18 protein-coding genes are annotated in these 22,567 nt (G+C 70.3%); 8 read left to right on the top strand and 10 right to left on the bottom strand.

Annotated features, from left to right (window positions below):
* Positions 1-11: 11 nt before the first annotated feature.
* On the top strand, positions 12-2,465 hold the full coding sequence (locus IE274_RS31885; RefSeq protein ID WP_190119413.1) for a DNA gyrase/topoisomerase IV subunit A: 2,454 nt from the start codon (positions 12-14) through the stop codon (positions 2,463-2,465).
* Positions 2,466-2,668: 203 nt separating this feature from the next.
* Here IE274_RS31885 and IE274_RS31880 read toward each other — a convergent pair whose 3' ends face one another.
* Positions 2,669-3,850, bottom strand: coding sequence for a CobW family GTP-binding protein (locus IE274_RS31880; RefSeq protein WP_190119412.1), 1,182 nt, complete (start codon positions 3,848-3,850; stop codon positions 2,669-2,671).
* Between the two features lie 346 nt (positions 3,851-4,196).
* Between IE274_RS31880 and IE274_RS31875 the strand changes: the two genes are divergently transcribed.
* On the top strand, positions 4,197-4,745 hold the full coding sequence (locus IE274_RS31875) for a DUF6082 family protein (protein WP_190119411.1): 549 nt from the start codon (positions 4,197-4,199) through the stop codon (positions 4,743-4,745).
* Between the two features lie 233 nt (positions 4,746-4,978).
* Positions 4,979-5,215: a hypothetical protein gene (locus tag IE274_RS31870; protein WP_190119410.1), complete on the top strand. Its 237-nt coding sequence runs from the start codon at positions 4,979-4,981 to the stop codon at positions 5,213-5,215.
* Positions 5,216-5,480: 265 nt separating this feature from the next.
* On the opposite strand, the gene IE274_RS31865 is transcribed toward IE274_RS31870, so the two are convergent.
* On the bottom strand, positions 5,481-6,668 hold the full coding sequence (locus IE274_RS31865) for a citrate synthase/methylcitrate synthase (RefSeq protein ID WP_190119409.1): 1,188 nt from the start codon (positions 6,666-6,668) through the stop codon (positions 5,481-5,483).
* Between the two features lie 120 nt (positions 6,669-6,788).
* On the opposite strand from IE274_RS31865, the gene IE274_RS31860 reads away from it, so the two are divergent.
* From IE274_RS31860 to IE274_RS31845, 4 genes are all read left to right on the top strand, one after another.
* Positions 6,789-8,048, top strand: coding sequence for a citrate synthase (locus IE274_RS31860; protein ID WP_190119408.1), 1,260 nt, complete (start codon positions 6,789-6,791; stop codon positions 8,046-8,048).
* Positions 8,049-8,153: 105 nt separating this feature from the next.
* Entirely contained in the window at positions 8,154-9,059 is a 906-nt protein-coding gene (locus IE274_RS31855) for a ferredoxin family protein (protein WP_190119407.1), read from the top strand.
* A 231-nt stretch (positions 9,060-9,290) separates the two neighbouring features.
* Complete coding sequence (locus tag IE274_RS31850) at positions 9,291-10,961, top strand: sensor histidine kinase (protein ID WP_190119406.1); 1,671 nt, start codon at positions 9,291-9,293, stop codon at positions 10,959-10,961.
* Positions 10,958-11,635 (top strand): response regulator, encoded by a 678-nt coding sequence (locus IE274_RS31845; RefSeq protein ID WP_190119405.1) that lies wholly within the window; start codon positions 10,958-10,960, stop codon positions 11,633-11,635. Before IE274_RS31850 ends, IE274_RS31845 begins: the two co-directional genes overlap by 4 nt.
* Before the next feature lie 4 nt (positions 11,636-11,639).
* Here IE274_RS31845 and IE274_RS31840 read toward each other — a convergent pair whose 3' ends face one another.
* From IE274_RS31840 to IE274_RS31815, 6 genes are all read right to left on the bottom strand, one after another.
* On the bottom strand, positions 11,640-13,232 hold the full coding sequence (locus tag IE274_RS31840; RefSeq protein WP_190119404.1) for a monocarboxylic acid transporter: 1,593 nt from the start codon (positions 13,230-13,232) through the stop codon (positions 11,640-11,642).
* Entirely contained in the window at positions 13,229-13,741 is a 513-nt protein-coding gene (locus IE274_RS31835) for a DUF485 domain-containing protein (RefSeq protein WP_190119403.1), read from the bottom strand. Before IE274_RS31835 ends, IE274_RS31840 begins: the two co-directional genes overlap by 4 nt.
* Before the next feature lie 114 nt (positions 13,742-13,855).
* On the bottom strand, positions 13,856-14,605 hold the full coding sequence (locus IE274_RS31830) for a response regulator (protein WP_229909948.1): 750 nt from the start codon (positions 14,603-14,605) through the stop codon (positions 13,856-13,858).
* On the bottom strand, positions 14,602-15,750 hold the full coding sequence (locus IE274_RS31825) for a sensor histidine kinase (RefSeq protein WP_190119402.1): 1,149 nt from the start codon (positions 15,748-15,750) through the stop codon (positions 14,602-14,604). Before IE274_RS31825 ends, IE274_RS31830 begins: the two co-directional genes overlap by 4 nt.
* Positions 15,751-15,817: 67 nt before the next feature.
* On the bottom strand, positions 15,818-16,324 hold the full coding sequence (locus tag IE274_RS31820; protein WP_229909947.1) for a DUF1453 domain-containing protein: 507 nt from the start codon (positions 16,322-16,324) through the stop codon (positions 15,818-15,820).
* Between the two features lie 286 nt (positions 16,325-16,610).
* Entirely contained in the window at positions 16,611-18,734 is a 2,124-nt protein-coding gene (locus IE274_RS31815) for a DNA gyrase/topoisomerase IV subunit B (protein ID WP_190119401.1), read from the bottom strand.
* Positions 18,735-19,165: 431 nt separating this feature from the next.
* On the opposite strand from IE274_RS31815, the gene IE274_RS31810 reads away from it, so the two are divergent.
* Positions 19,166-19,396 carry a DUF7455 domain-containing protein gene (locus IE274_RS31810; RefSeq protein ID WP_030357361.1) on the top strand — a complete coding sequence of 77 codons (231 nt, stop codon included), beginning with the start codon at positions 19,166-19,168 and terminating at the stop codon, positions 19,394-19,396.
* A 214-nt stretch (positions 19,397-19,610) separates the two neighbouring features.
* Here IE274_RS31810 and IE274_RS31805 read toward each other — a convergent pair whose 3' ends face one another.
* Positions 19,611-20,426, bottom strand: coding sequence for a S1 family peptidase (locus IE274_RS31805; protein ID WP_190119400.1), 816 nt, complete (start codon positions 20,424-20,426; stop codon positions 19,611-19,613).
* Between the two features lie 148 nt (positions 20,427-20,574).
* The gene (locus IE274_RS31800; RefSeq protein ID WP_229909946.1) at positions 20,575-22,122 is read right to left on the bottom strand and encodes an RNA polymerase sigma factor; all 1,548 of its coding nucleotides are present in this window, start codon (positions 22,120-22,122) and stop codon (positions 20,575-20,577) included.
* Positions 22,123-22,567: the final 445 nt, after the last annotated feature.

The raw sequence follows: 22,567 nt of genomic DNA, 5'->3' as shown, positions 1-22,567 counted from the left end.
CCGCAGCAGCGATGGCCCGCCGCAGCACGAAGACCCCGCCGCCCGACGACGCGTTCGAGGAGAAGATCCTCGACATCGACGTCGTCGACGAGATGCAGGGCTCCTTCCTCGAGTACGCCTACTCCGTCATCTACTCCCGCGCCCTGCCCGACGCCCGGGACGGTCTGAAGCCGGTGCACCGCCGCATCGTCTACCAGATGAACGAGATGAGCCTGCGCCCCGAGCGCGGCTACGTGAAGTGCGCCCGCGTCGTCGGCGAGGTCATGGGCAAGCTGCACCCCCACGGCGACGCGTCGATCTACGACGCCCTGGTGCGGATGGCGCAGCCCTTCTCCATGCGCCTGCCGCTGGTGGACGGCCACGGCAACTTCGGCTCCCTGGGCAACGACGACCCGCCCGCGGCGATGCGGTACACCGAATGCCGCATGGCCGACGCGACCTCCCTGATGACGGAGTCCATCGACGAGAACACGGTCGACTTCGAGCCGAACTACGACGGCCAGGAGCAGGAGCCGGTCGCGCTCCCGGCGGCGTATCCGAACCTCCTGGTGAACGGTTCCTCCGGCATCGCCGTCGGCATGGCGACGAACATGCCGCCGCACAACCTGGGCGAGGTCATCGCCGCCGCCCGGCACCTGATCAAGCACCCGGGCGCCGACCTCGACACGCTGATGCGGTTCATCCCGGGCCCCGACCTGCCCACGGGCGGCCGCGTCGTCGGCCTGTCGGGCATCAGGGACGCGTACGAATCGGGTCGCGGCACCTTCAAGATGCGCGCCACGGTCTCCGTGGACTCCGTGACCCCGCGCCGCAAGGGCCTGATCGTCACGGAACTGCCCTTCTCCGTGGGCCCCGAGAAGGTCATCGCCAAGATCAAGGACCTGGTCGGCTCGAAGAAGCTGCAGGGCATCGCCGACGTCAAGGACCTCACAGACCGTCAGCACGGCCTGCGCCTGGTCATCGAGATCAAGAACGGCTTCGTCCCGGAGGCCGTCCTGGAGCAGTTGTACAAACTGACGCCGATGGAGGAGTCCTTCGGCATCAACAACGTCGCCCTGGTGGACGGCCAGCCCCTCACGCTCGGCCTCAAGGAGCTCCTCGAGGTCTATCTCGACCACCGCTTCAACGTGGTGCGGCGCCGCAGCGAGTTCCGCCGCGGCAAGAAGCAGGCCCGGCTGCACCTGGTGGAGGGCCTGCTCGTCGCCCTCCTGGACATCGACGAGGTCATCCGCCTCATCCGCTCCAGCGAGAACTCCGCGCAGGCCAAGGAGCGCCTGATGGAGCGCTTCTCGCTGAGCGAGGTCCAGACGCAGTACATCCTGGACACGCCGCTGCGCCGCCTCACCAAGTTCGACCGCATCGAGCTGGAGTCTGAGCGCGACAAGCTGAAGGCGGAGATCGAGGAGCTGACGGCGATCCTGGAGTCCGACGCGGAGCTGCGCAAGCTGGTCTCCACCGAACTGGCCGCGGTGGCCAAGAAGTTCGGCACGGACCGGCGCACGGTGCTCCTGGAGTCGGCGGGTACGCCTGCGGCCGCGGTGCCGCTGCAGGTGGCGGACGACCCGTGCCGGGTGCTCCTGTCGTCGACAGGGCTGCTCGCGCGGACGGCCAACGGCGAGCCCTTCGGGGAGAGCGACGGCAAGCGCGTCAAGCACGACGTGATCGTCTCCGCGGTGCCCGCGACGGCGCGCGGCGAGGTGGGCGCGGTGACGTCCGAGGGGCGGCTGCTGCGACTCTCCGTAGTGGACCTGCCGCAGCTTCCGGACACCGCGTCGGCACCCAACCTCTCCGGAGGGGCACCGGTCTCGGAACTGCTCTCCCTGGAGGGCGACGAGAAGCTGATCTGCCTGATGACGCTGGACGAGTCCTCACCGGGCCTGGCGCTCGGCACCGAGCAGGGCGTCGTCAAGCGCGTGGTGCCCGACTATCCGGCCAACAAGGACGAGCTGGAAGTCATCACCCTCAAGGACGGCGACCGCATCGTCGGCGCGGTCGAGCTGCGCACGGGCGAGGAGGACCTGGTCTTCATCACGGACGACGCACAGCTGCTGCGCTATCCGGCGGGGCAGGTCCGCCCGCAGGGCCGTCCGGCGGGCGGCATGGCGGGCATCAAGCTCGCCGACGGCGCGAAGGTCCTGTCGTTCACGGCGGTCGACCCGGCGGCGGACGCCTTGGTGTTCACGGTCGCGGGCTCCCGCGGCACGCTCGACGACTCGGTGCACACGACGGCCAAGGTCACGCCGTTCGACCAGTATCCGCGCAAGGGCCGCGCCACGGGCGGCGTGCGCTGCCAGCGGCTCCTGAAGGGCGAGGACTGCCTGAGCTTCGCCTGGGCGGGCCCGACGCCGCCGCGAGCGGCCCAGCGCAACGGCCTCCCGGCGGAGCTGCCGGAGATCGACCCGCGCCGGGACGGCTCCGGGGTGTCGCTGGCGAAGCCGGTGGCTGCGGTGGCGGGGCCGGCATAGTCGACGGGGGCTGGCCGAGGGGCCTGCCGCAGGTCGGCGGGGGGTGGCCGGCCGAGCCGGGGTTGAGCTGCCGAGCCGAGCCGGGGCTGACCTGCCGAGCCGGGGCTGGTCGGCGGGGCGCGGTCAGGCGTCCGGGCCGGGCCCGGGGACCCGCCCAGGCGTTGGGACCGGGCCCGGGGCCCGCCTACTGGTCGGCCGCACGGTCAAGCGTCCGGGCTGGACCCGGGGGCCTGGTCTCCCGGCTCACCGGGAGCTTCCGCCTCCCCCGCCTCCTCCTCCGGCTCCTGTACGTACCGCAGGACGCCCCACATGCCGAACTCATCGGTGTGCGGGGCGTCCTCGTCGTTCTCCCGGCACAGCGTCAGCTCCCCGTCCAGGGCCGCGACGTCTATGCCGGAGCCGATGAGGACGAGCTGGGTGAGCCGCTTCTCACCGGGCTCCCACGGCTCGGGGTAGAAGCGCAGGAAGCGCCCCACGGAGTGCACCGCGTACCGGTTGCGGGCGTCGGCGGCGCCGAAGTCGACGTACCCCTTGATGCGGTACAGCCCCTCGGGCCTGCTGTCGAGGAAGGTCATCAGACGGCGCGGGTTGAGAGGTGCTTCGGAGGTGAAGGCGAGGCTTTCGTAGCCGACGTGCAAGTGGTGGTGGCCGGGGTCGTCGCAGCCGCAGGACGCGTGCCCGTCGGTGTCGGCTCGATCGCCGTGGTCACCCTGTTCCCCGTGGTCGTCCTGCTCACCGTGATCGTGCAGGTCGTCGAAGGACAACTGCCCGACGCGCTCCCCCACAGGCTTGCGGTCGAGCAGGAGGGCCACGTCCACACGTCCGTACGAGGCGGGGACCACGGCCGCGCGGTCGGTGAGGCGGTGCACCTCGGCGAGGACGCGCTCCCGCTCGGCGGCGCTCACCCGGTCGGCCTTGTTGACGACGACGAGGTCGGCGATGCCCAGGTGCCGGTCGACCTCCGGATGCCGCTGCCTGGTGGCATCGAACTCGGCGGCGTCGACGACCTCCACCAGGCCGCCGTACACGATGTTCGGGTTCTCGCTGGCGAGCACCATCCGCATCAGCTCCTGCGGCTCGGCGAGCCCGCTCGCCTCGATGACGATGACGTCGATGCGGGCGGACGGGCCGGACAGTCGCTCCAGGTACTCGTCCAGTTCACTGGCGTCCACGGCACAGCACAGGCATCCGTTGCCGAGCGAGACGGTGGAATCGCCGAGCGCTCCGGCGACAGCCATCGCGTCGATCTCGATGGACCCGAAATCGTTGACGATCGCGCCGATCCGACTGCCACCGCTGCGGTGCAGCAGGTGGTTCAGGAGTGTCGTCTTTCCGGAGCCCAAAAACCCGGTGAGTACGACAACCGGAATCTGCTGCTCACGCACGTGCGGCCCCTCGCGTCAACTCTCATCAAGGTGGATCAAGTCGCTCAAGACGCGTACACATCGCGGGCGACGAAGCTGTACGACGATTGAAGACCGCTCCAGGATATGTGCGCGTAGACGCGCCGGTAGGTGAACGATTGTTAGCGGCGCTCGCGGGGCACACATTGGGCACGGCGCAGGGAAATGTGGGCACCCTTTCCTTCCGTGCGCCTCCTCTCCGCCTCCCGGCCGATCAGAGCCGCTCGGCACCCTGGGAGACGGCAAGCGCCGCCCATCGCTCGCCGGTCCGCACCCTGTCGCCCCGCACCCGACGACCGGCGGACGGTCGCCTGATTCGGGGGTTGACATGACCACACAGAAATTCGGCGCAGGAGGGCTCTGCTCCGCAGCCGGAGCGGGACTCGCCTTCGCGGCCGGGTGCCTCGCACTCCTGGCCGCTCAGCAGCGCAAATATGCCGAGCTCCGCGCACGGGCGGACCGGGCGGAGCGCGCCGAGTGGCGGCGCGCCATGATGGCGGAGCAGCAGGAACTCCAGCTCTATCTGCTCCGCAAGGCGATCGAGGACCCCGATCTCGCGGCGGTCTACAGCGTCGCGGAGGCCGGTTCGCCCACTCAGCGGCGTCAGTTCCTCTTCGCCAACGCGCTCTACACGAACGCGGTGCTCGCCTATCGCAGCGGCGTCGTCAGCTGGGAGGAACTCCACGGTCACCTGCGGTGGATCTGCACCAACTCGGTCTTCCGCGAGTACTGGCACGCCACCCGCCATCAGCGCGCCAGCCTGCAGGACGCCTCGGACGAGGCCCGGGTGGGCCGAATGACGGACACCCTCATCCGCGACTTGGACGAGGCAGACACCGACGAGTACTGGGTGGTGGGTGAACCCCCGCCTGAATAGGGCCGGTTGGAGCAGCCTGTGCCCAAGGCGCAATAAGGAGGGGCTAACCTGTCCCCGCCCCGTCGTCCGCATCCTGGATGGCGGGCGCCGCGGCATGTCCACACCCAGAGGCGACGACCTCATCGTGCGTCCGAGCCTCTCCCCTTCCGCCTCACCCGCAGCACCCTCCCCAACCGACACTCCACTACCGCCCCCTACCCATGACCGTTCACTCCTCAAGGACCGGGATCCACTTGAAGATCGTGCGCCGCATCGGTGCGTCACCACGGGAACGTGGCAGTCTCGCCGGCGACACCTGCCCCGACATCTTCGAACTCAGCAGCGGCGACTTCGCCGTCATCGGGACGGAAGCGACAGCGGCGCTCGACGGCGAGCTTCCGGCTGACGCCGCGCGCGCCCCTCACGAGCGCATTGTGATCGTCAGCCGCGAGACACTCGTCCGCGCGAAGGCCGACATTCCCAACAGCTGATCCACGGCGCGGAGTGACGCCCGGCGCTCACCGCGCCCTCTCCGTCGAGGTCCTCCGGCCACCCCGTTGAGGCCCGCCTCCGGATGACGAAGTCCTCCGCTCGCCCCACCACCGACCTTGCATGCCGTGAGGCCCGGCGCCAGACCGGCACCGGGCCTCGCGGCCGTTCTCGGGCTCCTGTCATCGGGCTCCTGAGGCCGCCTCAGGCCCAGGTCTCCTCAAGCCAGGTCTACGAGGACTCAGGTCTCCGCAGGCTCAGGTCGTCTCAGGCCCCGCCCTCCGCCAACGCAGGCACCGGAACCGGCGGAACCGGCCCCACATACCGCGCCGCGGGCCGAATGATCTTCGAGTCCTCCGCCTGTTCCAGGATGTTGGCGCCCCACCCGACCACGCGCGCCGACGCGAACGTCGGCGTGAACATCTCGCGCGGCAGCCCGCACAGCTCCATGACCACGCCCGCGTAGAACTCCACGTTCGTGTGGAGTTCGCGGCCCGGCTTGAGCTCCGCGAGGATCGCCTCGACCTGCCGCTCCACCTCGACGGCGAACCCGACCAGCTCCCCGCCGAACCCCTGCGCGATCCCGCGGAGCATGCGCGAGCGCGGGTCCTCGGTGCGGTACACCGGGTGCCCGAAGCCCATGATGCGCTCGCCCGCGAGGACCCGTTCACGGATCCAGGGGTCGATGCGATCGGGGGTGCCGATGGCGTCGAGCGTGTCCAGGGCCCGGCTCGGGGCGCCACCGTGCAGGGGCCCCGACAGCGCGCCGACAGCACCCACGAGACAGGCGGCGACGTCCGCGCCGGTCGAGGCGATGACCCGGGCCGTGAACGTGGATGCGTTGAATCCATGGTCAATGGTGGAGATCAAGTATTGCTCGACGGCACGGGCCCGGTCGGCGTCCGGCTGCGAACCCGTGAGCATGTAGAGGTAGTTGGCCGCGTACGGGAGGTCGTCGCGCGGCTCGACGGGGTCGAGGTCCTGGCCCAGCCGGTACAGCGCGGTGAGCAGCGTCGGTACCACGGCGGAGGCGGCGAGCGCGTCGGCGCGCCGCCGGTCACCGTCGATGTCGTACACCGGCCGGAAGCCCTTGGCGGCCCCGAAGAGCGACAGCGCCGAGCGCAGGCCGGCGAGCGGCCCCGACAGCGCGATGGCCCGGGCGATGCCGGGCAGGGCCGCCCGCACATCCTCGGGAAGGTGGCGCAGCGCGGCAGTCTGCTGGGCGAAGGCGGTGCGCTGCGCGGCGTCCGGCAGCGAGCCGTGGAACATCAGGTACCAGACGTCCTCGAAGCTGCGGGTCTGCGCGAGCTCGACGGCGGAGTACTGGCGATAGTGGTAGAAGCCCTCGCGCCCCCGGACGTCACCGAGTTGGGTCTCGGTGACGACGACACCCGCGAGTCCGCGTGGGACCTCGACGGGAGCGGTGGGGGTGGCGGCGGAGCCATTGATCGGCATGTTGTTCCTCGACTTCCTCCCTGGACTTGATTTGACTGTCCATGATTGACTGACACTCTGTCAATATTGATTGAATCAATATGACGATGCAGATATCGGGACATGGATACGGTGACGCCCATGACGGATCAAGAAGCGGGCCACGGCGCATCCGCGCGCGAAGACCGCCGCCTCAGCACTAAGGAAGCCGCGGAACTCCTCGGCGTGAAGCCGGAGACCGTGTACGCGTACGTGAGCCGAGGCCAGCTCACCAGCCGCCGCGGTCCCGGAGCGCGCGGCAGCACCTTCGACCCCAACGAGGTCCAGACGCTGGCCCTCAAGAACAGGCGCGAGCCCGCCCCGGCCGCCGGTGCCAACGAACTCTCCGTACGCACCCGCATCACGCTGATCGAGAAGGACCGCTACTACTTCCGCGGCGTGGACGCGGCCGCGCTGGCTCTGCGCCACTCCTACGAAGAGGTCGCCGAGTGGCTGTGGACCGGCGTGCTGCGGCCAGGCATCCACTTCACGGCGCCCCCGGAGCCGTCCGGCTCCGCACGCCTGGCCGTGCGCGCGCTCCCGGAGCACTGCGGACCCGCGGACCGCCTGCGCGTGGCGGCCATCGCCGCGGGAGCCGCCGACCCGCTCCGCTTCGACCTCTCCGAAGAAGCCGTCATCGGCACGGCCCGCACCCTGATCCCGACCCTCGTGGCCGCTCTCCCGCCCCTCCTGCCCACCCACCGGGACGGCGGCCCCCTCGCCGGACGCCTGTGGGGACGCCTGAGCGGCCGCAAGCCCGACGACGCCTCTCTGCATGCCCTGGACACCGCGCTCGCGCTGCTCGTCGACCACGACCTGGCGGCGTCCACGCTGGCGGTGCGCGTCGCGGCATCGGCACGCGCGCACCCGTACGCGGCCGTGTCGGCGGGGCTCGGCGTCATGGAGGGCCCCCTGCACGGCGCGGCCAGCGGCCTCGTCCACCGCATGCTCCGGGAGGTCCTCGACCGAGGCACGGCGGCGCCCGTCGTCGCGAACGAGCTCCGCGCGGGCCGCCGCGTCCCTGGCCTCGGCCACCGCGTCTACCAGGGCGAGGACCCCCGCGCGCAGGCGTTGTTCGGCCTCCTGGAGACGATGCCGAACGCCGGCCCGGCACTGGCGGCGGCCCGTGACGTGGAGGCCACCACGGCCCGCCACACCGACCTGCACGCCAATGTCGACCTCGCGCTCGCCGTCCTCACCGCGTCGTCCGGCATGGCCGCGGAGGCGGGCGAGACCATCTTCGCCGTGGCGCGCACGGCCGGGTGGATCGCGCACGCCCTGGAGGAGTACGGGGAGCGGCCGATGCGGATGCGTCCCGTGGGGCAGTACGTCGGAATGCGGCCGCCGCAGCCCCTGCCGTAGCCGGACGGCCTGTGCGGCGCGTCCGACGTACCCGGCGGAACCGCCACGCCCGGCTCGCCCGGCTGGTGAAACCGGCTGGTCCGGGCGCGGGTTAGGCTCACCTCCGTGAGTACGTGCGCGACCGCCTCGCGGGATCTGGACGAACCTCTGGCGGGCACCGCGGCCACCGCCAGGACCTGGCTGCTCCTGGAACAGCCCGGCCCCTGGGGCGCCAAGGCGCTCACATCGAGCCACCTGGATCCGGACGTGGGCCGCGCCCTGGAGCGGGCAGCCGAGTCGACCGGCGTACGGGTGGCCCTCATCCGGCGTCCCGGACGCCACGCCGACTGCCACACCCCCGCGCGGCACCGCGTCTACGTAGCCCACACCGTCCCGGGCAACGCCTGGCTGCGCTCGCATGCGGTGGACGAGCCACGGCAGTTGCTGGACCTGGACTTCGCGGCGCTCGGCGCCGGTGACCACGGAGGCTTCGGCACACCGCACACGGGCGAGCCGCTGGCGCTCGTGTGCACCAACGGCAAGCGCGACCGCTGCTGCGCCCTGCTCGGCAGGCCGCTCGCCGGTGAACTGGCCGCCTCCGGAGAGGAGGGCGTCTGGGAGATCACTCATCTGGGTGGTCATCGCTTTTCCCCCACCCTCCTCGTCCTGCCGCACGGCTATGCGTACGGCCGCACAGGCGCGCACGCCGTGAAGGAAATCCTGCAGGCAGTACGTGAGGACCGTGTCGTCACCGAAGGATGCCGGGGCAGCTCCGCCTGGGAACGCCCCGGGCAGGCCGCCGAGCTGGCGGTGCGCACGTCCGCGCGGGAGGACGCACTGGGAGCGCTGAGCGTCGTGGGCACCACGGGCGACGCTCCCCGCTGGGAGGTGACGGTCGCCCACACCGACGGCCGCCGCTGGCGGGTCACCGTCGCGCAGGGCGCCGCACTGCCACCCCGTCCGGAGAGCTGCGGGGCGGCGCTGGGATCGCCCGCCCGGATGGATGTGACGGCGGTGCGGGGGATCGCATAGGGCGGCTCCGCCGGCGGACTCCGGGAGATCGGGGATGGCCGCTCGGACGGCTGACTCTCGGGAGATCCCCATGCCCGCTCGGACGGCGAGCTCCCGGGGATCACGTCAGGCCACCGCTCGTACAGAAGACTCCCGAACGATCACGCAGGGCCGCCCGGACAGCCCGCTCCCGGGAGATCCACGCCACACTCCCTACGGAGCGGACCGCCCCGCGCCGTACCGTTCGTACACATGAGCCCGACTCCCCCTGCCCGACGTCTGCGCCTCGGCCTGCCGCGGCGCGTCTTCTCGCAGGTGCTGCTGATGCAGTTGGCGATCGCCGCCGGGGTGGCCGTGCTCGCCACCGGGCTCTTCCTCGCGCCGCTCAGCGACCAGCTGGACGACCAGGCGATGCGCCGGGCCCTCGCGATCGCGCAGACGACGGCGGCGCAGCCCCGGATAGCCGACGACCTGCTCTCCTCGCACCCTGCGGCCGACGGGCCCGTGCAGGCCGCGGCGGAGCGGATCCGGAAGGCCAGCGGCGCCGAGTACGTCGTGATCATGAACAAGACAGGCGTGCGCTGGTCGCACACCGACCGCGACGAGGTGGGCCGGGTCGTCTCGACCGACCCCAGCGACGCGCTCGCGGGCCGCGACGTCATGGAGATCGACAACGGCACGCTCGGCCGCTCCGCTCGCGGGAAGGTGCCGTTGCGGGACGCGAGCGGCACGATCGTGGGCGCTGTCTCCGTAGGCATCGAGTACGACAGCGTGCGCGCCCGGCTGATCCATACGATCCCGAGCCTCTTCGCGTACGCGGGCGGGGCACTGGCCGTCGGTGCGCTCGCCGCCTACCTGATCTCGCGCAGGGTGCAGCGTCAGACGCGTGACCTCGCGTTCTCCGACATCTCGGCGTTGCTCGCGGAGCGCGAGGCGATGCTGCACGGCATCCGTGAGGGTGTCGTCGCCCTGGATCGCGGTGGCAGGATCCGGCTGCTCAACGACGAGGCGCAGCGGCTCCTGGGGCTCGGTACGGAGGCGATCGGGGAGTCCCTGGAGACGGCGCTCGGCGAGGGCCGCACCGCCGCCGTCCTGTCGGGCCGCGTCACCGGCACCGATCTGCTGACGGTACGAGGCCAGCGGGTCCTGATCGCCAACCGCATGCCCACGGACGACGGCGGCGCCGTCGCGACCCTCCGCGACCGCACCGAACTCGAACAGCTCGGCCGGGAACTCGACTCCACGCGCGGCCTCATCGACGCCCTGCGCGCCCAGGACCACGAGCACGCCAATCGCATGCACACGCTGCTCGGCCTGCTCGAACTGGAGATGTACGAGGAGGCCGCCGAATTCGTGGGCGAGGTCACGGGCGCGCACCGGGTGACCGCCGAGCAGATCACCGAGAAGGTCCACGATCCGCTGCTTTCGGCCCTGCTGGTCGGCAAGGCGACCGTCGCCACGGAGCGCGGCGTGACCCTGGCCGTCTCGGAGGACACCGCCTTGCCCGACCGGCTCGTCGACCCCGGCGGGCTCGTCACGATCGTCGGCAATCTCGTCGACAACGCACTGGACGCGGCGGCGGGCCTGCGGCCGGGTCCTGCGGGCATCGGGCATGCACGCGTGGAGGTCGCTCTGCGCACCGAGGGACCGGAGGGGCGCACGGTGGTGCTTCGGGTACGGGACTCGGGTCCAGGTGTACCGGCGGATCAGCGCGAGTCGGTGTTCACGGAGGGGTGGAGCACCAAGGATCCGCCTGCGCTCGGGAAGCGCGGCATCGGGCTCGCTCTGGTGCGCAGGCTCGCCGAACGGCAGGGCGGCGGTGTGGCGGTCGGCGCGGCGCCCGATGGCGGCGCCGAGTTCACGGTCGTACTGCCCGAGGGGCTCGCGGAGCTGCGGCCGGTCGCCACGGAGGAGGCACGATGATCGAGGTACTGGTCGTGGACGACGACCTGCGCGTGGCGGACGTCAACGCGGCCTACGTAGAGAAGGTTCCCGGTTTCCGGGTGGCCGGGCGCGCGCACAGTGCCACCGAGGCGCTGCGGCTCGTCGAGGAGTTGCCGGTCGATCTCGTGCTGCTCGACCACTATCTGCCGGACGAGACGGGCCTCGCCGTGGTCCGCTCGCTGCGTGAGCGCGGCCATCAGACCGACGTGATCATGGTGACGGCGGCCCGGGACATCGCCACGGTGCAGGCCGCGATGCGCCACGGCGCACTGCAGTACCTGGTCAAGCCCTTCTCGTACGCGGGACTTCGCGCCAAGCTCGACGCGTACGCGATGCTGCGCCGCACCCTCGACGGTGGCGGCGAGGCGGAGCAGGCCGAGGTCGACCGGATTTTCGGCGCCCTCTCGGCCACACCGGCACCGGAGCTGCCCAAGGGGCACTCCCCCACGACGGCGGAGCTGGTCCGCAGGGCCCTGATGGCGGCTGAGGGGCCGATCTCCGCCCAGGAGTTGGCGGACCGCACCGGGCTGAGTCGACAGACCGCACAGCGCTATCTGAAGCTGCTGGAGCGCACGGGCCGGGTGCGGCTGAGTCTGAAGTACGGCGACACGGGCCGCCCCGAACACCGCTACGCGTGGTCGTCCACGCTCTGACCCGCTACACGGCGCCCGCTCCGGTCAGCGACCGCACTTCTGTCTCCGCGTGCTTTGCCTCGTCCGCCGGTTCCGATGAGGTGACCGTGCCGAACCATCCCGCGAGGAAGCCGAGCGGAATCGACACCAGGCCGGGGTTCTCCAGCGGGAAGTACTGGAAGTCCACACCGGGGAAAAGGGAGGTGGGGCTGCCGGAGACCACGGGCGACAACACCACGAGCACCAGCGAGGGCAGCAGCCCGCCGTAGACGGACCAGACGGCTCCGCGTGTGGTGAACTGCCGCCAGAAAAGCGAGTAGAGCAGCACCGGAAGGTTCGCGGACGCCGCGACCGCGAAGGCCAGGCCGACCAGGAACGCGACGTTCAGGTCGCGGGCAACCAGGCCGAGCCCGATTGCGACCGCGCCGATCCCCACCGCCGCGACCCGCGCCACCGCCACCTCACTGCGCGGCTTCGCGTTCTTGCGCCGCAGCGAGGCATAGAGGTCGTGGGCCACGGACGCCGACGACGCGAGCGTGATCCCGGCGACCACGGCGAGGATCGTGGCGAAGGCGACGGCGGCCACGACCGCGAAAAGAACCGTTCCGCCTGTGGAATCCGCACCGCCGCCCAGATCGAGCGCGAGCAGGGGCACCGCTGTGTTCCCCGCGGCGTTCGAGCCCCGCACCGCGTCGGTCCCGACGATCGCCGCCGCGCCGAAGCCGAGCACGATCGTCATCAGGTAGAAGCTGCCGATGAGGCCGATGGACCACACGACCGAGCGTCGGGCAGCGCGTGCGGTCGGCACGGTGTAGAAGCGCGACAGGATGTGCGGCAGTCCGGCGGTGCCGAGCACCAGCGCGAGGCCGAGGCTGATGAAGTCGAACCGCGAGGTCCAGTCCCCGCCGTACTTCAGCCCGGGCGTCAGGAACTGCCCGCCGTGCCCACTGCGATCGGCGGCCGTCCGCAGCAACTGGTCGAAGTCGCCGTGGAACCGCATCAGCACGAGCACGGTCAGCGCGATCGCCCCGGCCATCAGCAGGACCGCCTTGACGATCTGGATCCACGTGGTGGCCCGCATCCCTCCCATCGACACGTAGATGACCATGAGCGCGCCGACGCCGATCACCGTCCACGTCTGCGCCGCCTCGCTCGTCCCGCCCAGCAGCAACGCCACCAGTGAGCCCGCCCCCACCATCTGCGCCACCAGATAGAGAACGGACACGGTCACCGAGGAAGTTCCCGCAGCGATCCGCACCGGACGTTCCCGCATCCGCGCCGCCACCACGTCGGCGAGCGTGAACCGGCCGCAGTTGCGCACCAGTTCGGCCACCAGGAACAGCACCACGAGCCAGGCCACCAGGAAGCCCACCGAGTAGAGCAGCCCGTCGTAGCCGTAGAGCGCGATCAGCCCGGAGATACCGAGGAACGAGGCGGCCGACATGTAGTCGCCCGCGATGGCAAAACCATTCTCCATGGGCGAGAACAACCGACCGCCCGCGTAGAACTCCTCCGCCGAGCCGTGCCGGTTGCGGCTCACATACGTCGTGATCCCGAGCGTGACCGCCACGAACGCCCCGAACAGAACCAGCGCCAGCGTCTGGTGATCCCCCGTCACCGCTCGGCTCCCTGGCGCAGCTCCTGCTCCCGCTCCTGTTCCCGCTTCTGCTCGAACACGGCCCACCGCAGGTCGAGCGCCGCACGGTCCCGTCGCAATCGGGCGTGCCGTGAGTACGCCCACGTCAGCAGGAACGTTGTGGCGAACTGCGCGAGGCCCGCGACCATCGCGACGTTCACCGCACCGCTGACGGGGCGTGCCATCAGCCCCGGCGCCGCCGTCGCGGTCACGACGTACGCCACGTACCAGGTGAAGAAGGCAGCCACGGCGGGGATCACGAACCGTCGATACCGGCGGCGCACTTCCTGGAAGGCCGCGCTCGCCTGCACCTCCAGATAGATGTCGGCGGCACTGCGCTCCGGCGCGGTGGCCGGCGCCGGTACGGCGGGGGCTGTCGGTGTGCCGGTGCCGTCGAGCTCGCCCCATCCGGCGGCCAGCTCGTCGTACCACGGATCCCTCAGGTCACCGGGCCGGGCCCGCCCGGCGTCGCGGCCGTCGTGCTTCTCCACCGAACTCTCCTTGTCCGCGGCCTGCGTCCGGCCGCGTGCCCAAGGATGGACAGATCGGGAAGATCCGTGACTCTCCTCTCCCCGCTCTTCACCCCATCAGGTGACGGAAGCTCCTCACCCCCGTGTTCTGCCCGGCGGCTGCGCCAGACCGTGCCGGTAGGCGTAACGCACCGCCTGCGCACGGTCCTTGAGGCCCGCCTTGGCGAAGAGGTTGTTGATGTGGGTCTTCACCGTGGCAGTGGAGACATGCAGTGCCCGCGCGATCTCCTGGTTCGTCATGCCTTCCGCGATCAGAGCGACCACCTCCGTCTCCCGCATGGTCAGTCCGTCGGGCGGCTCCACCGGGCGCGCGGCCTCCGCTGGCTCCGAAAGCCTCTCGAGCAGGCGCCGCTGGATCTTCGGCGAGAGCCCCGCGTCCCCCGAGAGCACGTCCTCGACGGCCCGCACGATCTCCTCACCACCCGCGTCCTTGGTGAGATAGCCGCGCGCCCCGGCCTTGAGCGCCGGGAACAGCGACTCGTCGTCCGCGTATGTCGTGAGCACCACGACCTGCGTGCCCGGATACTGCGACCGAATCCGCCGCGTCGCCTCCGCCCCGTCGCAGCGCGGCATCCGCAGGTCCATCAGCACCACGTCCGGCGAGAGCTCAGCGACGAGCCGCACCGCCTCCTCACCATCGCCCCCAGCCCCGACGACCTCGATGCCCGGCAGCAGTCCCAACAGCATCACGATCCCCTCACGCACCACGGTCTGGTCGTCGACCACGACCACCCTCGCGGGCGGCCTGCCACCGCCACCGCTGCCCGCACCCCGTGGAACCGTGCCATCAGCACCAACCCCGTGGTGCCCGTCGTCCATCGTCATCCCGGCACCTTCAACCGCACCGCGAAGCCTTCCTGTTCCGGCCCTGCCTCCAGTGAGCCGCCCAGCAGCTCGGCGCGCTCCCGCATGCCCAGCAGACCGTACCCGGCTCCCGAGGCCGCGAGTTCGCCCGGCGAACCTCCCGAGTCCCGCACGTCCAGCGTCACCTCCCCCTCCCCGTACTCAAGGAGGACCGTCACCTTGGCCCCCCGCGCGTGCTTGCGCACGTTCGTCAACGCCTCCTGAGCCACTCGCCGCACCGTCTGGGACGCCTCCGCGGTCAGCGCACGGCGCTCCCCGGCGACCGCCACCGACGCCCCGTCCGACACGACCAGTTCCCGCAGGAAGTCCTCGACCGGCGTCATCTCGCCGCGCAGCGCGGACAGGGCCTGCCGGGTCTCGGCCAGTCCTTCCGAAGCCATGGACCGCGCGGCCACCACCCGACCCAGGATCTGCTGCCGGTCGCCCCCGCCCTCGATCAACAACCGGGCCGCCTCCAGGTGGACGAGCTGAGCGGACAGGCTGTGCGCCAGCACGTCGTGGATCTCCCGGGCGATCCGTCCCCGCTCGGCCAACGCGGCCGACTCCGCCTCGGCCACCCGTGCCGCACGCTCCTGGGCGAGCAACCGCTGCGCGTTGCCCCGGGCTTCCGCGTCCAGCCGCAAGACGTATCCGGCGAGAGAGAGTCCCGCGGTGACGGCCGCTGTCGTCGGCCAGGGGTCCTCGTTCACCAGGGCAAACGCCGTGAGTGCCGTCCCGGTGACGAGCACGGCCGCTCCCAGTGGCAGCCGCTCCAGCGACATGATGGCGGCGGAACACCACAGCACGGCCGCCGGAAGGCCGAAGCCGGTCCAGTGGGCCACGAAGCCGACTGCCAGGACGGGGCCCATCGACGCCAGCGACAGCCACAAGCGCTGCTCCAGCGTGGCCCGGAAGTACACCGCGATGCATGCCCCGCAGACAGCGATGGCGACGAGTCCCAGGGCGATCCCCCAACCCGGGACCCCGCCCCGGAAGAGGGCACTCCAGAGCAGCAGGCCGATGAACACCGCCCGCACCAGCAGGCTGAGCAGCCGCCGTGGGCGCGTCATCCTGTCGCTTGACAGGGCCTCTCGCGACGGCCAGCGCGTCCAGGTTTCCCGCGTCACGGACACCCCGTTCCCACGGGCAGACCCGTGGCTGTCGGGGTCTGTCCCCATCGGTGTGGACATTTCGTCACCGTACGCCGCCGGCCAGAGCCCGCGCCGGGCGCAGGGCCTGGGCCCGCAGTTCCAGAACGCCCGCGCGCACCAGCAGCGACGCGGCCAGGGCGACCAGGAGCGCGCCGGATCCCTGGTGGATGCCGATGAGCAGGCCTATCCCCATGAGCCCGAGCCGGGCGGCTATGCCGACGAGCCAGACGACCGCTGTGGACTTGGTGCCACGGGTCCACACGGACCCGTCCGGCTCGGTCCAGATGCGGCTGGTCCAGGCCCAGGCGGCGCCCATCAGGAGCCCGACGAGGATCTCACCGCCGAGCAGCGCGACGGAGGCCGCCTCGTGCTGGGTGTCGATGAGGCCGGAGTCCTTGAGGCCGACGTAGGCGAGCACCACGGGCACCAGCCACCAGCGCTTGGAGCCCGACATGCGCTGCGGCTGCGTCTGACGTACGACGACGAGAACGACTGCGGCAAGGATCAGCAGCGAGTTGGCGAACCCGGGCATCACGGCCTCCGATGGCATGCGCGGACGAAGAAGACGGACGAGGAAGTACGCCTTCGACGCTACGGAATCTGCCTGGTCAGAGGATCGGAGCGAGGGTGGATCATGGGTGGATCCGGCGTCTCCACCCTTGGGTGGAGACGCCCGCCGCGAAGCACTTCCGTGCGGCCAGACGCTCGACGGAACCGTCCAAGCGCCCTGGCCGCCCCAGGTGCCCCAGGTGCCCCAGGTGCCCCAGGTGCCCTCAAGAGAACGCCCGCAGCGGGCACAGGACACTCACACGCTCAAGCACGCGTCCGCACGGACCTCACGCGTCGATGCGCGACCGGTCCAGCGTCGCCGCCGAGCTCGTGATGAACTCCTTGCGCGGCGCGACCTCGTTGCCCATCAGCAGGTCGAAGACCTGCTCCGCCGACTCCAGGTCGGAGATGTTGATCCGGCGCAGGGTCCGGTACCGCGGGTCCATCGTCGTCTCGGCCAGCTGGTCGGCGTCCATCTCGCCCAGGCCCTTGTAGCGCTGGATCGAGTCCTTGTACCGCACGCCCTTGCGCTCGAACTCGAGCAGGGTGTCGCGCAGCTCGCGGTCCGAGTACGTGTAGACGTACTTGTCCTGGCCCTTCTTGGGCTGGATCAGCTCGATCCGGTGCAGCGGCGGCACAGCGGCGAACACGCGGCCCGCCTCGACCATGGGCCGCATGTAGCGCTGGAACAGGGTCAGCAGCAGGATGCGGATGTGCGCGCCGTCGACATCGGCGTCGACGAGCAGGATGATCTTGCCGTAGCGCGCCGCGTCGATGTCGAAGGTCCGGCCGGACCCCGCTCCTATCACCTGGATGATCGCGCCGCACTCGGCGTTCTTGAGCATGTCCGAGACCGAGGCCTTCTGGACGTTGAGGATCTTGCCGCGGATGGGCAGCAGGGCCTGGAACTCGGAGTTCCGGGCAAGCTTGGCGGTGCCGAGGGCGGAGTCTCCCTCGACGATGAACAGCTCGCTGCGGTCGACGTCGTCGCTGCGGCAGTCGGCGAGCTTCGCGGGCAGCGAGGAGGACTCCAGGGCGGTCTTCCGGCGCTGGGCGTCCTTGTGCTGGCGGGCCGCGATGCGCGTACGGGCCGCGGCGACGGCCTTCTCCATGACCGAGCGCGCCTGCGCCTTGGCGTCGCGCTTGGTGGACGTCAGGAACGCCTTGAGCTCCTTGGCGATGACGTTGGCGACGATGCGGTTGGCCGCCGACGTACCGAGGACTTCCTTCGTCTGACCCTCGAACTGCGGCTCGGCGAGGCGCACGGTGACGACGGCGGTGAGGCCCTCCAGGGCGTCGTCCTTGACGATGTCGTCCTCGGCGACGCGCAGCAGCTTCTGCGCGCGCAGCGCCTCGTTCATCGTCTTCGTCAGCGACCGCTCGAAGCCGGTCACGTGCGTGCCGCCCTTGGGGGTGGCGATGATGTTGACGAAGGACCTGACCGTCGTGTCGTACCCGGTGCCCCAGCGCAGCGCGACGTCCACGGCGAGCTCGCGCGTGACCTCGGTCGGCGTCATCTGGCCGTGGTCGTCGAGGACGGGCACGGTCTCCTTGAAGGTGCCCTGGCCGGAGAAGCGGAGGACGTCGCAGACGGCCTTGTCCTGCGCCAGATACTCACAGAACTCGCTGATTCCGCCGTCGAAGCGGAAGGATTCCTCGCCCTTCGTGCCGCCCTCACCAAGGCCGAACTCGTCGCGCACGACGATGGTGAGTCCGGGCACCAGGAAGGCGGTCTGGCGGGCGCGCTGGTGCAGGTTCTCCAGGCTGAGCCTGGCGTCCTTGAGGAAGATCTGGCGGTCGGCCCAGTAGCGCACGCGCGTGCCGGTGCGGGTCTTGGGGATCTTCTTGACCTTGCTCAGCCGCGCCGCCGAGTCGAACGGCGCCTCCGCGCCGGGCTTGGCGAACGCTCCGGGGACACCGCGCCGGAAGCTGATGGCGTGCGTGTGCCCGGCGCGGTCCACCTCGACGTCGAGACGGGCCGACAGGGCGTTCACCACGGAGGCGCCCACGCCGTGCAGGCCGCCGGAGGCCGCGTACGAACCGCCACCGAACTTGCCGCCCGCGTGCAGCTTGGTCATGACGACCTCGACTCCGGAGAGCCCGGTCTTCGGCTCGACGTCGACCGGGATGCCTCGGCCGTTGTCCCGGACCTCTACGGAGGCGTCGTCGTGGAGGATGACCTCGATGTGGTCGCAGTACCCGCCCAGGGCCTCGTCGACGGAGTTGTCGATGATCTCCCAGAGGCAGTGCATCAGGCCACGGCTGTCCGTCGACCCGATGTACATGCCCGGACGCTTGCGGACGGCTTCGAGCCCCTCCAGGACGAGAAGGTGCCGCGCGGTGTAGTTGGAACCGTCCCGGTCTGCTCCGGTCAGCAACGCTGTGGACGGCACGGACGTCTCGGCGGTCACGCGGTTCGCTCCTCGCTGAATTTCAAGGGAGGCCCTTTGGGGTAAGGGCTCGGGTTCTACTGCCCGTCAGAGGGTACCGAGGCCTGGTAGAGCCGTTGTCACGCCACCCTCGACTCGGCCCAGGCTAGTCCAGAAACGTACGCGTGTTCGATCCCTCGATGGAGTGAAGCACACATCACGTTCCCTTCCAGGCATGAACCATTTAGGCTCCGGGCACGTCCTCATGAACAACCGGCAAGCCAGCCGGCGAGGACCTGACCTGACAGACAGCGCGAAACCGTACGACAGCAATACGGCACATTCGCCGCCAACCGGCAGCAGACAGCCACCCCGAATGAAAAATTCGAGGAAAAGCCACGAGCGGGAACGTTTTCGGCCTGGTTGGATGTTGACCCTGGTACGACAGCTCGTCGAGCTAGAGAAGAGGCGACGTGACTACTGTTCTGACCCCCGCGAGCCCCCTGACGGCCGCTGACCGCTGCGACCGCTGCGGCGCCCAGGCGTACCTGCGCGTCGTCCTGCTGAGCGGCGGTGAACTGCTCTTCTGCGCCCACCACGGTCGCAAGTTCGAGCCGGAACTCAAGAAGATCGCCGCCGAGATACAGGATGAGACGGAGCGCCTGACGGCCGTGCCGGCCAGCTCATCCGAAGAGGAACGCTGAAGCCTCGCACGACGACGAGCGAGCGCCGGACCACCAGACCGGCGACCGGGCGGCTGCCCCTGTAACCCCAGGGGCAGCCGCCCTCTCACGTTCCTCAGGACGCCCGACAGCACGCGATCCCCGGCAGCCCGGGGCCCTGTGCCGCATCGGCGCCCAAAGAGCCCGTGCGGCCCGCTCAGCGCCCCGCACGGGCCGTTCACTCACTGGTCCTGGTTCATCCCCGCACGACGTCTGAGATCCGCGTGTACACCCCCGGACTGCCCGCGCGGCCGCAGCCGTCCCCCCACGACACCAGCCCGATGAGCCGCCCCCGCGCGACCAACGGCCCGCCGCTGTCGCCCTGGCAGGCGTCCCGGCCGCCCTGCGGCTCACCCGCACACACCATGGATGCGGACTTGTACGTACCGTCAGCACTGCCGGGGTACGCCTCCTCGCACACCGTGTCCGCGAGCACGGTCACCTCGGCGGCACGCAGCGACCGGGCGTAGTCGCCCCGCCCCGTGGTGTCACCCCAGCCGTACACCGTGGCGTTCGTGCCGGGCTGGTACGCCGCGTCACCGGCGCCCGCCGTGGGGATCGTGTAGCTCTGTGGCAGCGGCTGGGACAGGGTCAGCACCGCGAAGTCACCGGCGTTGGTGTAGCTGTCGTAGTCCCGGTTGACCCGCACGCGGCTCACGGAGATCTCGCTGCCCGCGTTCGTGGCCAGGTCTTCGCGACCGGCGATGACTTTCAGATCCCGCACCTGGCCGATGGGCACGCCGAGGACTTCCTCGCGCATGCAGTGCGCCGCGGTGAGGACCGTCGTGCGGGCGATCACGACGCCGCCGCAGAACTGCCCCGACCGCGTACCCCCGAACCGGTCACGGCTCGCGAGGGCCACCGTCCATGGGCTGTCGGCCACCCGCACCGGCTTGCCTCCGATGATGACGCTGTCGGCCGCCGCGGGGGCCGTGGAGACCAGGGGCAGCGCGGCTGCCGAGGCCCCCAGGACCAGCGCTGGCGCCAGCGTTCGGACGATGGGACGACGCATGCGATCTCCTCACTCCGGGTTGCAATCGCACACCCAGAGTCAGCTACCCTCCCATGCCCCGCACGTGCGCCACGCGGACGGGCGGGCACGCGAAGGGCCCGGAGTCCCGTGCGGGACTCCGGGCCCTTTCAGGGCACTGTGCGGCGGCTCAGTCCAGGTAGTCGCGCAGGACCTGCGAACGCGACGGGTGTCGCAGCTTCGACATCGTCTTCGACTCGATCTGGCGGATGCGCTCGCGCGTCACTCCGTAGACCTTGCCGATCTCGTCAAGGGTCTTCGGCTGACCGTCGGTGAGACCGAATCGCATGGAGACGACGCCCGCCTCGCGCTCGGACAGGGTGTCGAGCACGGAGTGGAGCTGCTCCTGGAGGAGCGTGAAGCTGACCGCGTCGGCCGGGACGACGGCTTCGGAGTCCTCGATGAGGTCACCGAACTCGCTGTCGCCGTCCTCGCCCAGCGGCGTGTGCAGGGAGATGGGCTCGCGGCCGTACTTCTGGACCTCGATGACCTTCTCAGGGGTCATGTCGAGTTCCTTGGCCAACTCCTCCGGGGTGGGCTCGCGGCCCAGGTCCTGGAGCATCTGGCGCTGCACGCGCGCGAGCTTGTTGATGACCTCGACCATGTGCACCGGGATACGGATGGTGCGGGCCTGGTCGGCCATGGCGCGGGTGATCGCCTGCCGGATCCACCAGGTGGCGTACGTGGAGAACTTGTAGCCCTTGGTGTAGTCGAACTTCTCGACCGCGCGGATCAGACCGAGGTTGCCCTCCTGGATGAGGTCCAGGAAGAGCATGCCGCGGCCGGTGTAGCGCTTGGCCAGGGAGACCACGAGGCGGAGGTTGGCCTCCAGGAGGTGGTTCTTGGCGCGGCGGCCGTCCTCGGCGATGATCTCCAGCTCGCGCTTGAGCTTCGGCGCGAGCTTGTCCGCGTTGGCCAGCTTGTCCTCGGCGAACAGGCCCGCCTCGATGCGCTTGGCGAGCTCGACCTCCTGCTCGGCGTTGAGCAGGGGGACCTTGCCGATCTGCTTCAGGTAGTCCTTGACCGGGTCCGCGGTGGCGCCTGCGGCGGCGACCTGCTGCGCGGGCGCGTCGTCCTCGTCCTCGTCGGACAGGACGAAGCCCTGCGCGCCCTCCTCCGCGGGCTCGCCCTCGCCGGGCTTGCCGGTGGCGGGCGTCTCCTCGGTGGCCTCCTCGTCCAGGAGCTCACCGGCTTCCTTCTTGGAGGCGCTCTTCTTGGCCGCTGTCTTCTTGGCGGTCGTCTTCTTGGCGACGGCCTTCTTGGCGGTCGTCTTCTTGGCAGCGGCCTTCTTGGCCGTGCCGTCCTCGCCGACTTCGGCGGCGACCGGCTTCTCGGGCGCGGCCGCGGTGGTGGCCGGCTTCGCCGTGGCGGTCTTGGCCGCGACTGTCTTGGTCGCGGTGCGCTTGGCCGGGCTCTTCGCTGCGACGCTCTTGCGGGGGCGCTTCGGCTCCGCGGCACTGACCATCAGCGTCACACCCTCTTCCTCGAGGATCTGGTTGAGGCTGCGCAGAACGTTCTTCCACTGAGTGGCCGGGATCTGGTCAGCTTCGAAGGCACGACGAACGTCGTCGCCGGCGATCTGCCCATCAGCCTTTCCCCGCTCGATGAGCGCCATGACAGAGACGGATTCGGCGATCTCCGGCGGGAGCGTACGGGATGTGCTGGCCGACACGAACAACCTCTCGGAACGTTGGAAAACGGCTTCCGGCCCCGTCCACTGTGGACCGGAGCCGACGACCGACGGCTGGGGATTTGGGCCGACGGCGCGGGCGGGACCGTGGAGCTCGGACAGCGCCGTGAACGACGGCTGTATTCCCTCCTCGGCTATCACCTCTTAGGTTATCGCGCTGTTCCTAGGAGCGTTACGCCCAATCTACGTGGCCCGAGTCACACCCCGTAAGCACTCAAAAGCAGCTAGATACGGTCAGAAGCGACGAGAGTTCCGCCATCATCCAGTCGGATGCGTACGTCGGTGTGCAGCGGGTGCGCCTCCCTGGGCGCACTCATGCCCGCATCAACATTCCTTGGCATGCATCAACATCCTTCGTTGCCCGCCAGCATCCCTGGGGAGCACGTCAGCGTCTTTCGTGCACGTCGACGTTCTTCGGTGTACGTCGGTGCCC

Source organism: Streptomyces flavofungini, from assembly GCF_014650815.1.
GTDB lineage: Bacteria > Actinomycetota > Actinomycetes > Streptomycetales > Streptomycetaceae > Streptomyces > Streptomyces flavofungini.
This window is presented reverse-complemented; position numbering and strand designations above follow the sequence as displayed.